Origin of the sequence: Pseudomonas palmensis, assembly GCF_049942755.1 — a bacterium.
Lineage (GTDB): Bacteria > Pseudomonadota > Gammaproteobacteria > Pseudomonadales > Pseudomonadaceae > Aquipseudomonas > Aquipseudomonas palmensis.
In genome coordinates this window covers 3145201-3156952 of record NZ_CP187958.1, presented here as the reverse complement: position 1 = coordinate 3156952, position 11752 = coordinate 3145201, and the positions used below count along the sequence as shown (strand labels likewise).

Annotated in this window: 12 protein-coding genes and 4 tRNA genes; 8 read left to right on the top strand and 8 right to left on the bottom strand. The window is 63.6% G+C overall.

Annotation, left to right across the window (positions count from 1 at the left end):
* Positions 1 to 2 precede the first annotated feature (2 nt).
* From ACPRTJ_RS14540 to yacG, 3 genes are read left to right on the top strand one after another with little or no spacing between them, the layout of a single operon-like run.
* A complete protein-coding gene (locus ACPRTJ_RS14540; protein WP_210015269.1) occupies positions 3 to 872 on the top strand; it encodes a prepilin peptidase in 870 nt (289 codons plus the stop codon).
* Complete coding sequence (coaE, locus tag ACPRTJ_RS14535; protein WP_078479476.1) at positions 869 to 1492, top strand: dephospho-CoA kinase; 624 nt, start codon at positions 869 to 871, stop codon at positions 1490 to 1492. The genes ACPRTJ_RS14540 and coaE overlap by 4 nt, the downstream gene beginning before the upstream one ends.
* Positions 1489 to 1692, top strand: a complete 204-nt coding sequence (gene yacG, locus ACPRTJ_RS14530; protein WP_043860325.1) for a DNA gyrase inhibitor YacG — start codon at positions 1489 to 1491, stop codon at positions 1690 to 1692. Before coaE ends, yacG begins: the two co-directional genes overlap by 4 nt.
* Here the strand turns inward: yacG and ACPRTJ_RS14525 are convergent.
* On the bottom strand, positions 1689 to 2378 hold the full coding sequence (locus ACPRTJ_RS14525; RefSeq protein WP_043860324.1) for an energy-coupling factor ABC transporter permease: 690 nt from the start codon (positions 2376 to 2378) through the stop codon (positions 1689 to 1691). The two genes, yacG and ACPRTJ_RS14525, sit on opposite strands and share 4 nt — an antisense overlap.
* A gap of 129 nt (positions 2379 to 2507) precedes the next feature.
* Between ACPRTJ_RS14525 and ACPRTJ_RS14520 the strand changes: the two genes are divergently transcribed.
* From ACPRTJ_RS14520 to ACPRTJ_RS14510, 3 genes are all read left to right on the top strand, one after another.
* Positions 2508 to 3137 (top strand): DUF1780 domain-containing protein, encoded by a 630-nt coding sequence (locus ACPRTJ_RS14520; RefSeq protein WP_043860323.1) that lies wholly within the window; start codon positions 2508 to 2510, stop codon positions 3135 to 3137.
* A 168-nt stretch (positions 3138 to 3305) separates the two neighbouring features.
* Positions 3306 to 3479, top strand: coding sequence for a DUF3094 family protein (locus tag ACPRTJ_RS14515; protein WP_043860322.1), 174 nt, complete (start codon positions 3306 to 3308; stop codon positions 3477 to 3479).
* A gap of 90 nt (positions 3480 to 3569) precedes the next feature.
* A complete protein-coding gene (locus tag ACPRTJ_RS14510) occupies positions 3570 to 4865 on the top strand; it encodes an NAD(P)/FAD-dependent oxidoreductase (protein WP_236176793.1) in 1296 nt (431 codons plus the stop codon).
* Between the two features lie 227 nt (positions 4866 to 5092).
* On the opposite strand, the gene ACPRTJ_RS14505 is transcribed toward ACPRTJ_RS14510, so the two are convergent.
* The 7 genes from ACPRTJ_RS14505 to rluD all read right to left on the bottom strand — a co-directional run bounded on the left by ACPRTJ_RS14505 (position 5093) and on the right by rluD (position 10204).
* Positions 5093 to 5169, bottom strand: a tRNA-Pro gene (locus ACPRTJ_RS14505).
* A 99-nt stretch (positions 5170 to 5268) separates the two neighbouring features.
* Positions 5269 to 5344, bottom strand: a tRNA-Lys gene (locus ACPRTJ_RS14500).
* A 5-nt stretch (positions 5345 to 5349) separates the two neighbouring features.
* Positions 5350 to 5426, bottom strand: a tRNA-Pro gene (locus ACPRTJ_RS14495).
* 10 nt (positions 5427 to 5436) lie between these two features.
* A tRNA-Asn gene (locus ACPRTJ_RS14490) sits at positions 5437 to 5512 on the bottom strand.
* Positions 5513 to 5814: 302 nt separating this feature from the next.
* A complete protein-coding gene (gene clpB, locus ACPRTJ_RS14485; protein ID WP_043860320.1) occupies positions 5815 to 8379 on the bottom strand; it encodes an ATP-dependent chaperone ClpB in 2565 nt (854 codons plus the stop codon).
* A gap of 125 nt (positions 8380 to 8504) precedes the next feature.
* On the bottom strand, positions 8505 to 9245 hold the full coding sequence (gene pgeF, locus ACPRTJ_RS14480; RefSeq protein ID WP_100633439.1) for a peptidoglycan editing factor PgeF: 741 nt from the start codon (positions 9243 to 9245) through the stop codon (positions 8505 to 8507).
* Positions 9242 to 10204 (bottom strand): 23S rRNA pseudouridine(1911/1915/1917) synthase RluD, encoded by a 963-nt coding sequence (rluD, locus tag ACPRTJ_RS14475; protein ID WP_043860318.1) that lies wholly within the window; start codon positions 10202 to 10204, stop codon positions 9242 to 9244. The genes pgeF and rluD overlap by 4 nt, the downstream gene beginning before the upstream one ends.
* A gap of 150 nt (positions 10205 to 10354) precedes the next feature.
* On the opposite strand from rluD, the gene ACPRTJ_RS14470 reads away from it, so the two are divergent.
* Entirely contained in the window at positions 10355 to 11377 is a 1023-nt protein-coding gene (locus ACPRTJ_RS14470; protein WP_043860317.1) for an outer membrane protein assembly factor BamD, read from the top strand.
* Positions 11378 to 11475: 98 nt separating this feature from the next.
* Positions 11476 to 11712, top strand: a complete 237-nt coding sequence (locus tag ACPRTJ_RS14465) for a PP0621 family protein (protein ID WP_043860316.1) — start codon at positions 11476 to 11478, stop codon at positions 11710 to 11712.
* The last annotated feature ends 40 nt before the right edge of the window (positions 11713 to 11752 follow it).

The following is an 11752-nucleotide window of genomic DNA, read 5'->3' as shown; positions in this document are numbered from 1 at the left end:
CTATGGACCTGTTCGAAACCCTGGCCCGCCAGCCGCTGGCCTACCAATGTGTCGCCCTGTTGCTTGGCCTGATTGTGGGCAGCTTCATCAATGTGCTGGTGCATCGCCTGCCGATGATGCTGGAGCGCCAATGGCGCAGTGAGGCCCGCGAAGTGCTGGAGCTGCCCAACCCGGCCGAGCCACGTTTCGACCTGATGCTGCCCCACTCCCACTGCCCGCACTGCCAGCACCGCATCCGCGCGTGGGAGAACATCCCGGTGCTGAGTTACCTGTGCCTGCGCGGGCGCTGTTCGGCCTGCAAGGCATCGATCAGCCCGCGCTACCCACTGGTGGAGCTGGCCTGCGCAGGGCTTGGCCTGTTCGCGGCCTGGCATTTCGGCTTCAGCGCCAGCGCGGCGGCGTTCATGCTGTTGAGCTGGGGCCTGCTGGCAATGAGCCTGATCGATATCGAGCATCAGTTGCTGCCCGATGTGCTGGTGCTGCCGCTGCTGTGGCTGGGGCTGATACTCAATGCCTTCGAGGTGTTCGTGCCGCTGGACCAGGCGCTGTGGGGCGCCGTGGCCGGCTACCTGAGCCTGTGGACGGTGTACTGGCTGTTCAAGCTGGTCACCGGCAAGGAGGGCATGGGCTATGGCGATTTCAAGCTGCTGGCCATGCTCGGCGCCTGGGGCGGCTGGCAGATCCTGCCGCTGACGCTGCTGCTGGCCTCGCTGGTGGGCGCGCTGCTGGGCCTGGTACTGCTGCGCCTGCGCAACCAGCAGGCTAGCACGCCGATTCCGTTTGGGCCCTATCTGGCCATTGCGGGCTGGATCGCGCTGCTCTGGGGTGGTCAAATGACCACTTCCTATCTGCAATTTGCCGGACTGCAATGACCACACCCGCCTTCACACCCTGGATTCTCGGCCTCACCGGTGGCATCGGCAGTGGCAAGAGCGCCGCGGCGCAACGCTTCATCGAGCTGGGCGTGCACCTGGTGGATGCCGACCAGGCCGCACGCTGGGTGGTCGAGCCCGGGCGCCCGGCGCTGGCCAGCCTGGTGGAGCATTTCGGCCCCGGCGTGCTGCAAAGCGACGGGCAACTGGACCGCGCCGCGCTGCGCCAGCTGATCTTCAGCGACCCGGCGCAACGCCGCTGGGTGGAAGCCCTGCTGCATCCGCTGATCGGCCAGGAGATCTTCAGCTACCTGGCCAAGGCCGAGTCGCCCTATGCGGTGTTCGTTTCACCGTTGATGATCGAGTCGGGCCAGTATCAGCGCACCCAGCGCCTGCTGGTGATCGACGCGCCGCAGGCCTTGCAGATCGAGCGTACACTGCAGCGCGACCAGACCAGCCCCGAACAGGTGCAGGCCATTCTCAAGGCGCAGACCAGCCGCGAAGAGCGCCTGCGCCATGCCCACGACGTGATCGTCAACGACCGCGACCTGGCCTGGCTGCATTCGGAGGTCGACCGCCTGCATCACTTTTACCTGACTTTGCGTGGAGGCCAAGCATGAGCCAACCCCTGACCGTAGACTGCCCGACCTGTGGCGCCCCTGTTGAATGGAGTGCCACAAATACCTATCGGCCATTCTGCTCCGACCGCTGCAAGCTGATCGACCTGGGTGCATGGGCCGCTGAAGAGCACAAGATTCCGGTGGCACCGGATGCCGAAGACGAGCTGTTCTCCGGCGACTTCAACCCGCGCGAACACTAACCGCGCGGTTCGTCGTCCTTCCACGGGGCCTGCAGGTAGCGGGTCCGGTTGAAGGTTTCCAGCCACTCGGGGCAGAACACCACCAGCGCACTGATTACCATGCCGTTGATGAAGGCCTCGGGGAAGATGATCAGCCACAGGTAGCCGATGAAGTCCGACAGCCATTCGGGCATCACGAAGATACCGTCCAGCCACAGCCAGCCAAGGCTGGCCAGCAGGCACAGCAAGGTCGCCAGCGCGGCGGCGAAAAACCCCGAACAGAAGATGTACACGAACAGGTTTTTAGGCTGTGCGCGCTCCACCAGTATGGCCACCCCCTCCGTCACCAGCACCGGCAGGCCAATCAGCAGCAGGCCGTTGACGCCCATCGCCGCCAGGTCCTGACGCCCCAGCGCCACCAGCCCCACCTGCGCCACCAGGCCACCGACGATTGCCAGCGGCCAGTCCAGCAGCAGGGTCACGGCGGTCATGCCGATGAAGTGGTACGACACGCCGGTGTCGAAGTCGCGGCGTACCAGCCACAACGCGAACAGCGCGAAGATGGTGCCGAACAGCAGGTGCTGGCGCCGCCGGTCGGTGAACAGCTCGACCCACGGCGCGCGCCACACCGCCCACAGCAGCAGCGGCACATAGCACAGCCAGCCCAGCAGCAGGCTTTGTTCCGATAACACTTGTGCGCCAATCACGGCTGTCTGCCCCTTGTGTGCATTGCGCCCGACGATGGCTCATTCTACACACCGTTCCACGGCCTGTTGCCGCCATCCACCGGGCCTGGAATGCAGCGTTGTCATGATTTGGGCGCTAAGCTTGTGCCCATGGATGACTCAGACTACCTGCGCCTGCTAACCATTCAGGCCGAACAAGCCAATGCGTTCCTGTCCAATGCCCGCAAATGGGAGCGCGAGCGTTGGGTATGCCAGCGCCTGCTGCAAGGCCTGAACATCCCCTACCGCAGCGAGGACTTCACCGCCGCCGGTCAGGAGCCACCCGACGTGCTGTTTCGCGATGCCGCCTTCGAGGTGTTCTTCGTGCTCGACGAAGGGCGCCGGCTCAACGACGAATGGCGCGAAGAACTGCAGCGCCGGCGCAGCGCGTTCTCCCTCGCGCAGCTGGTAAGGCGCGAGGCACGGCCGCGACGCATCAGTGCGCAGGAGCTGCTGCAGCGCCTGGCGCCCACCCTGCGCAAGAAGTCGCACAACTACCGCGAACGCAACCTGGACCTGGGCGAACTGGACATCATTGCCTTCGCCAGCCTCAAGCGCGAAGTGCTCGACCTCAACAGCCACTTCCCGCCGCCTACCGAATACCTGCGCCAGGGCTGGCGCTCGCTGTCGCTGGTGGGCCCTACCTTTGCCCGGGTGCTGTTCGCCCACCCCGATGCGCCGGATTTTCTGCGCGCCAACCTGGGGCGCAGCATCGTCTTCGATGTGGGGATCAGCCTGTGATCGCTGCCCCCTGCCAAAGCGGGATGGCATAAATGCGGCGCGGGTGATACAAAGCGCAATCATTCGCTGTCACGAGCGCTTCGATCCCCCAGGTAAGCCTTTGGCGACGGACTACAGTGAACACTGTAGCGTTCCCACAGTCACATGCGTCTACCTGACGAGGCCTCCATGACCAGCCGCCTGAACCCCGAAGACCAGCGACGAGTCGATGAATACCTGCGTGCCCCCCAACACCAAGTCGAGCGCAAGCCTTTCAGGCCATGGCTGCTCCTTGCTCTGGTGGTGGGCGTGACGATCAGCCTTGGCCTGTTGAGCCGCCTCCTGAGCCACCTGGTGCTATGAGCTGCCTTGCGCTCGCCCAAACCGCCCGCCCTGCGCGGCCGGCCACTCAGGACCCAACCCAGAATTCCGCAAACCTTATGAGATATCCCCATGACTCACCGTATCGTGATTGTCGGCGGCGGCGCCGGCGGCCTGGAACTGGCGACCCGCCTGGGTAAGACCCTGGGCAAGCGCGGCACCGCCGCGATTACCCTGGTCGATGCCAACCTGACCCACATCTGGAAGCCGCTGCTGCACGAAGTGGCGGCCGGTTCGCTCAATTCCTCCGAAGACGAGCTCAACTACGTGGCCCAGGCCAAGTGGAACCACTTCCAGTTCCAGCTGGGGCGCATGAGCGGCCTGGAGCGTTCGAGCAAGCAGATCCAGCTGGCCGCCACCCTCGACGAGGACGGCCGCGAGCTGCTGCCGGCGCGCACCCTGGCGTATGACACGCTGGTGATCGCGGTGGGAAGCAACACCAACGACTTCGGCACCCTGGGTGCGGCGCAGCATTGCCTGTTCCTCGACACCCGCAAGCAGGCCGAGCGCTTCCACCAGCAGTTGCTCAACCACTACCTGCGCGCCCACGCCGGCGACCTTGCCAGCGAGAAGATCAGCGTGGCGATCGTGGGTGCCGGTGCCACCGGCGTGGAGCTGGCGGCGGAGCTGCACCATGCCGCCCACGAACTGGCCGCCTATGGCCTGGACCGCATCCAGCCCAAGGACATGCAGATCACCCTGATCGAGGCCGGCCCACGGGTGTTGCCGGCACTGCCCGAGCGCATCAGCGTGCCGGTGCACAAAACCCTGGAAAAACTCGGCGTGACGGTGCTGACCAACGCGTCGGTGAGCGAGGTCACCGCAGACTCGCTCAAGACCGCCAACGGCGAGGTGATCCACGCCAGCCTCAAGGTGTGGGCGGCCGGTATCCGCGCCCCGGCGTTCCTCAAGGACATCGACGGGCTGGAAACCAACCGCATCAACCAACTGGTGGTGCGCCCTACCCTGCAGACCACCCTGGACGATGACATCTTCGCGTTCGGCGACTGCGCCGCCTGCCCGCAGCCGGGCAGCGACCGCAATGTGCCGCCGCGCGCCCAGGCCGCCCACCAGCAGGCCTCGCTGCTGGCCAAAGGGCTCAAGGCGCGCCTGGAGGGCAAGCCGTTGCCCACCTACGCGTACCGCGACTACGGCTCGCTGGTCTCGCTGTCGCGCTTCTCGGCAGTGGGCAACCTGATGGGCAACCTCACCGGCAGTGTGATGCTCGAAGGCTGGCTGGCGCGGATGTTCTATGTGTCGCTGTACCGCATGCACCAGATGGCGCTGTATGGCACCTTCCGCACGCTGATGCTGATGCTCGGCAGCCGTATCGGCCGCGGTACCGAACCCCGCCTCAAGCTGCACTGACGGCTACCCCCGTCCGCCCCGGCGCCCTGCCGGGGCCGGATGGGCGCCAGGCCACTGGCGTGCGGTTGACCCGGGGCGAGTTGTATTTCGACGAGGCGCGGATGCGCGCACTACAGCCCCCTGCAGGAGGTGCTGGGCATAGGCAGTACCGCCAGCTGGCTGCACACGCGCTAAACCCCGCGCAAACGAAAAAGGGCACCTTTTGCAAGGTGCCCTTTTTCTGAAGATGGTCGGGGTAAGGGGATTCGAACTCCTGACATCCTGCTCCCAAAGCAGGCGCGCTACCGGACTGCGCTATACCCCGGTAAAAAAAAGACACCGATTAAGGTGCCTTTTTTAATGGCTGGACGCTAATGGCGTACCAACCTTTTAAGATTCAAACCCAGCGAACCGGATTCAAAAATGGTGGGTCGTGTAGGATTCGAACCTACGACCAATTGGTTAAAAGCCAACTGCTCTACCAACTGAGCTAACGACCCAAATATGGTCGGGGTAAGGGGATTCGAACTCCTGACATCCTGCTCCCAAAGCAGGCGCGCTACCGGACTGCGCTATACCCCGGTTTGAAATTTGGCTCCGCGACCAGGACTCGAACCTGGGACCCAATGATTAACAGTCATTTGCTCTACCGACTGAGCTATCGCGGAACTATCAATTTCAAGTACAACTTGCTGCAATTTCGAAAACTGTATCGCTACCGCTTCGAACTCTTTGACCTTGTGCATCGCTGCGTTCATGTCTCTGAGGCGCGCTATTCTACAATCTTCAAAACCCTTGTCAACCCTTAATTTGCATTCAACACACTGATTTGCAACTTTTTTTCAGATTCCCACTTCTGCCGGAAACCTGCGGGGTGACATACAGCGGGGCGCACTTTACAAGCACTCGAAGCAAAATGCAAAGAAAAAAGGCCTCGAAAATCGAGGCCTTAGCGTAACCCGCCGAAAACTCAGGCAAAGACGATCTCTTCGCCCTCCAGCTTGGCGGTGATGCTGCTGCCCGGCATGAACTGACCCGACAGAATCAGTTGCGCCAGCGGGTTCTCGATCCAGCGCTGGATCGCCCGTTTCAGCGGCCGTGCGCCATACACCGGGTCGTAACCGACCGCGATCAGCTTGTCGAGGGCCTCGGGGCTCAGCTCCAGGCTCAGCTCGCGTTCGGCCAGACGGCTGCGCAGACGCGACAGCTGGATCTGGGTGATACCGGCGATCTGGTCGCGACCCAGAGGCTCGAACACCACCACTTCGTCGATACGGTTGACGAACTCGGGGCGGAAATGCGAACCCACCGCATCCATCACCGCAGCGCGCTGCGCCTCGCGATCACCCACCAGTTCCTGGATCTGTGCCGACCCCAGGTTGGAGGTCATCACGATCACCGTGTTGCGAAAGTCCACGGTACGGCCATGACTGTCGGTCAGGCGACCGTCTTCAAGCACTTGCAGCAACACGTTGAACACGTCCGGGTGGGCCTTCTCGACCTCGTCCAGCAGCACTACCGCATAGGGTTTGCGCCGCACGGCTTCGGTCAGGTAGCCGCCCTCTTCGTAACCCACATAGCCTGGCGGTGCACCAATCAGCCGCGCCACGGAATGTTTCTCCATGAACTCGGACATGTCGATACGCACCATGGCCTCTTCGGTGTCGAACAGGAACTCGGCCAGGGCCTTGCACAGCTCGGTTTTACCCACACCGGTAGGGCCCAGGAACAGGAACGAACCACTTGGCCGGTTAGGGTCGGACAACCCGGCCCGCGAACGACGCACCGCGTTGGCCACGGCCACCACGGCCTCTTCCTGGCCGATCACGCGCTGGTGCAGCAGGCTTTCCATCTTCAGCAGCTTCTCGCGCTCGCCTTCGAGCATCTTGGATACCGGGATACCGGTCCACTTCGACACCACCTCGGCGATCTCTTCCTCGGTCACCTTGTTGCGCAGCAGCTGGTTTTCGGCCTTGCCATGCTGGTCGACCATCTGCAGGCTGCGCTCCAGGTCCGGGATCACCCCGTACTGCAGCTCGGCCATGCGGCTCAGGTCGCCCTTGCGGCGGGCGGTTTCCAGCTCCTGACGGGACTGCTCGATCTTTTGCTGGATCTGCGCAGAGCCCTGCACTTCGGCTTTTTCCGAGGTCCAGATCTCTTCCAGGTCGGAGTACTCACGCTCCAGCCGCACGATCTCCTCGGTCAGCTTCTCGAGGCGCTTGAGGGCCGCCTCGTCGTCTTCCTTCTTCAGCGCCTGGGATTCCACCTTCAGTTGAATCAGGCGACGCTCCAGGCGGTCGAGCACCTCGGGCTTGGAGTCGATCTCCATGCGGATGCGGCTGGCCGCCTCGTCGATCAGGTCAATGGCCTTGTCGGGCAACTGACGATCGGTGATGTAGCGATGGCTGAGCTTGGCCGCGGCAATGATCGCGCCGTCGGTGATCGCCACCTTGTGGTGCACCTCGTAACGCTCCTTGAGGCCACGCAGGATGGCGATGGTGTCTTCCTCGCTCGGCTCCTCTACCAATACCTTCTGGAACCGACGCTCCAGCGCCGCATCCTTCTCGATGTACTGGCGGTACTCGTTCAGCGTGGTGGCACCGACGCAGTGCAGCTCGCCGCGCGCCAGCGCAGGCTTGAGCATGTTGCCGGCATCCATCGAGCCTTCGCCTTTACCGGCGCCGACCATGGTGTGCAGCTCGTCGATGAACAGGATGATCTGGCCTTCCTGCTTGGACAGCTCGTTGAGCAGGCCTTTGAGGCGCTCTTCGAACTCGCCGCGGAACTTGGCGCCGGCAATCAGCGCGCCCATGTCCAGCGACAGCAGGCGCTTGCCCTTCAGACCATCGGGCACTTCGCCATTGATGATGCGCTGGGCCAGGCCTTCGGCGATGGCAGTCTTACCCACGCCAGGCTCACCGATGAGCACCGGGTTGTTCTTGGTACGGCGTTGCAGCACCTGGATGGTGCGACGGATCTCGTCGTCACGGCCGATCACCGGGTCGAGCTTGCCGTCTTCGGCACGCTTGGTCAGGTCGACGGTGTATTTGTCCAAAGCCTGACGCGATTCCTCGGCGTTGGGGTCGTTCACCGCTTCGCCGCCGCGCAGGTTGCTGATGGCGTTTTCAAGCGCCTTCTTGCTCACGCCCTGGCCGAGCAGCAACTTGCCGAGCTTGCTGTTCTCGTCCATGGCCGCCAGCAGCACGAGCTCGCTGGAGATGAACTGGTCGCCCTTCTGCTGGGCCAGGCGATCGGCCTGGTTGAGCAGGCGTGCCAGGTCCTGCGACATGTTGACGTCGCCGGTAGGGTTCTGGATTTTTGGCAACTGGTCGAGTTCTTTGCCCAGTTCCTTGCGCAGGCTGTTGACGTCGAAGCCCACCTGCATCAACAGGGGCTTGATCGAACCACCCTGCTGGTCGATCAGCGCCTGCAACAGGTGCGCAGGCTCGATCGCGGGGTGATCCATGCCAACCGCCAGGGACTGGGAGTCGGATAACGCCAGTTGCAGCTTGCTGGTCAAACGGTCTATTCGCATAACTTACCTTCCTTTAATGGGCAGGCCGGAGCGATGGACACACCTGATGAAGAAAAACCTGCCTGAGATACCCCTATAGATAAGGGTGATTGTGGAAGATTCAAGCGTAGCGGGCTTGATCCAGGTCAGCGAGGCGCCAGCCAGATCAGCGAAGCGAAGCGCCCGGTAACGGGGCTGCGACGGTAGGAATAGAAGCGTGGGTCGCTCACGGTGCACAGGCCGCCGCCATACACGGCAGTGATGCCACGGGCCGCCAGGCGAATGCGCGCCAGTGCATAGATGTCGGCCATGAACTTGCCGGGCTGCGCCCCCGCCACGAAGGCGCTGGCACTTTCCGGATGAACGGTCATGAAGGCTTCGCGCACTTCGCCGCCCACCTCGAACGCCTGGGGCCCGATGGCCGGGCCCAACCATACCAGCACCTCGCTGGCCGGTACGCCCAGCGCATCGAGCGTGGCCTCCAGCACACCGCCCACCAGCCCGCGCCAGCCGGCATGGGCAGCGCCCACGCGGGTGCCGGCACGGTCGCAGAACAGTACCGGCAGGCAGTCGGCGGTCATGGACGTGCAGGCGATGCCGGGGGTGCTGGTGCAGCTGGCGTCGGCTTCGGCAACCCGCGCCGGGTCGGCCTCGACCACATCGATGCCGTGCACCTGCTTGAGCCAGGCGGGCTGGATGGCGAACTGCGCGGTCAGGCGCCGACGGTTCTCGGCCACTGCGGCCTGGGCGTCACCGACGTGGTCGCCCAGGTTCAACGAATCGTAGGGCGCCAGGCTCACGCCGCCGCCCCGGGTGGTGACGCACGCCTTGACCCAGGCTGGCGCAGGCCAGTCGGGGGTCAGCAGGTGGTGCGTCAGCGGGCTCATCCGACGAAGGCCTCGCGGTCCTGCTTGAGCAGCGACAGCAGCCATACGAAGTCGTCCGGCAGGGACGACTCCCAGCCCATGCGCTCACCGGTCACCGGGTGATCCAGCTCCAGGAAGCGTGCGTGCAGGGCCTGGCGCGGGAAGGTCTTGAGCGCGTCGACCATGGTCACGCTGGCCGCCGGCGGGATGCGGAAGCGCCCGCCGTATACCGGGTCGCCGACCAACGGGAAGTTGACGTGGGCCATGTGCACGCGGATCTGGTGGGTACGCCCGGTTTCCAGCTTGACCCGCACGTGGGTGTGCGAGCGGAAGCGTTCGAGCACGCGGTAGTGGCTGACGGCCTGCTTGCCGCCCTCCATCACCGCCATGCGCTGGCGTTGCTGGCCGTGACGACCGATCGGGGCGTTGATCTTGCCGCCTGCGGTAACCACGCCGATCACGATGCATTCATAGATGCGGCTGACGCTGCGACTTTGCAACTGGGCTACCAGCTGGGTCTGCGCCTGAATGGTCTTGGCCACCACCATCAGACCGGTGGTGTCCTTGTCGAGGCGGTGCACGATGCCGGCGCGCGGCACGTTGATGATGTCCGGCACGTGGTGCAGCAGGGCATTGAGCAGGGTGCCGTCGGCATGACCGGCAGCCGGGTGCACCACAAGCCCGGCCGGCTTGTTGATGACCAGGATGTGCTCGTCTTCGTAGACGATGTCCAGTTCGATGTCCTGCGCCACCCACTCGCCCTGGGCTTCCTGCTCGGCGTCAAGCGCCAGCAGGGCGCCGCCATGGACGATGTCGCGCGGACGCACGACGTTGCCATCGACGGTCAGTAGGCCTTCTTTGATCCAGGCGGAAAGGCGCGAGCGCGAGTGCTCGGCAAACAGTTGGGCGGCGACTTGGTCGAGGCGTTGCCCGCCCAATTCGGACGGTACCTCTGCGCGAAGTTCAATTTTCTCGGACATGCTCGAATCAGGCGGAGGCACAGCCTTTGGTTTCAGCTGCACGCTTGTGGTTAAATACGGCGTCTTTTGCCCCGAGGGTTCCAACGGGGTGCTCATCATAACAGGACGGCCTCGCCCAAGACAGCAGCCGTCATAGGGACGCAAGCCGCCATGCAAGTGAAACACCTGCTGCTGATCGCCATCCTCGGACTCACCGCTGCTTGTTCTTCGAAGGAAGTCGTCGACGAAAACCTCAGCGAAACCGAGCTGTACCAGCAGGCGCAGGCCGACCTGGACAACCACAGCTATACCAGCGCCACTTCCAAGCTCAAGGCCCTGGAGTCGCGGTACCCGTTCGGCCGCTATGCCGACCAGGCGCAGCTGGAGCTGATCTACGCGAACTACAAGAACGCCGAGCCCGAGGCTGCCAAGTCGGCTGCCGAGCGCTTTATCCGCCTGCATCCGCAGCATCCGAACGTCGACTACGCCTATTACCTCAAGGGCCTGACCTCGTTCGACCAGGACCGCGGCCTGCTGGCGCGCTTCCTGCCGCTGGACATGACCAAGCGTGACCCGGGCGCTGCGCGTGACTCGTACAACGAGTTCGCCCAGCTCACCAGCCGCTTCCCCAACAGCCGCTACGCGCCGGACGCCAAGCAGCGCATGATCTACCTGCGCAACCTGCTGGCCTCCTACGAGATCCACGTGGCCGACTACTACCTGACCCGTCAGGCGTATGTCGCCGCCGCCAACCGTGGCCGCTACGTGGTAGAAAACTTCCAGGAAACCCCATCGGTCGGTGACGGCCTGGCGGTGATGACCGAAGCCTACATGCGTCTGCACCTGGACGAACTGGCAGCCACCAGCCTGGAAACCCTGAAACTCAACTACCCCGATCACCCGAGCCTGAAAGACGGCCAGTTCGTGCCGCAGCAGGACGAGGCGGACAACCGTTCGTGGCTGTCCAAGGCCACCCTAGGCCTGATCTCCAGCGCGCCGCCGCTGCCGCCAGGCCAGACCCGCGCCAACCAGGACGTGCAGAAGCAGTACCAGGACGCCAAAGACGCGATCCCGCAGGAACTGCTGCCCAAGGACGAAAATGGCGACGTGATCGAAGAAGAAAACCACGAAGCCGAAGGCAACAACGAAGACCGTTCGTGGTTCAGCTACATGACCTTTGGCGTATTCGACTGACACGCCATACGGTGAATGAAAAAGGGAGGCCTGATGGCCTCCCTTTTTTGTTGCCAGGCCCTAAACTGGGGGCTCTTCATTCGACAAAGCTGGACACCATGGTTCGCCTAATTCTCTGGATTGCCCTGATTGCTGCTGCGTTCTGGTTGTGGCGCAAGTTCAAGGCCGGCACTGCTGCCGATACTCGCCCTACCCTCGATGACCCGCTGAAGATGGTGCGCTGTGCCCATTGCGGCGTGCACCTGCCCACCGACCGTGCCTTGCACCGGGGCCAGCTGTGGTATTGCAGCCCGGCGCATCTGGAGCAGGGGCCCAACGATACCCGCCAGGGCTGAGGGCCCTTCGCCGGCCAGGCCGGCTTCCACATGCCTGCTG

Coding starts and splice junctions, on each gene's coding strand:
- ACPRTJ_RS14540 (WP_210015269.1), top strand. CDS start 3: ATGGACCTGTTCGAAACCCTGGCCCGCCAGCCGCTGGCCTACCAATGT.
- coaE (WP_078479476.1), top strand. CDS start 869: ATGACCACACCCGCCTTCACACCCTGGATTCTCGGCCTCACCGGTGGC.
- yacG (WP_043860325.1), top strand. CDS start 1,489: ATGAGCCAACCCCTGACCGTAGACTGCCCGACCTGTGGCGCCCCTGTT.
- ACPRTJ_RS14520 (WP_043860323.1), top strand. CDS start 2,508: ATGGATGACTCAGACTACCTGCGCCTGCTAACCATTCAGGCCGAACAA.
- ACPRTJ_RS14515 (WP_043860322.1), top strand. CDS start 3,306: ATGACCAGCCGCCTGAACCCCGAAGACCAGCGACGAGTCGATGAATAC.
- ACPRTJ_RS14510 (WP_236176793.1), top strand. CDS start 3,570: ATGACTCACCGTATCGTGATTGTCGGCGGCGGCGCCGGCGGCCTGGAA.
- clpB (WP_043860320.1), bottom strand. CDS start 8,379: ATGCGAATAGACCGTTTGACCAGCAAGCTGCAACTGGCGTTATCCGAC.
- pgeF (WP_100633439.1), bottom strand. CDS start 9,245: ATGAGCCCGCTGACGCACCACCTGCTGACCCCCGACTGGCCTGCGCCA.
- rluD (WP_043860318.1), bottom strand. CDS start 10,204: ATGTCCGAGAAAATTGAACTTCGCGCAGAGGTACCGTCCGAATTGGGC.
- ACPRTJ_RS14470 (WP_043860317.1), top strand. CDS start 10,355: ATGCAAGTGAAACACCTGCTGCTGATCGCCATCCTCGGACTCACCGCT.
- ACPRTJ_RS14465 (WP_043860316.1), top strand. CDS start 11,476: ATGGTTCGCCTAATTCTCTGGATTGCCCTGATTGCTGCTGCGTTCTGG.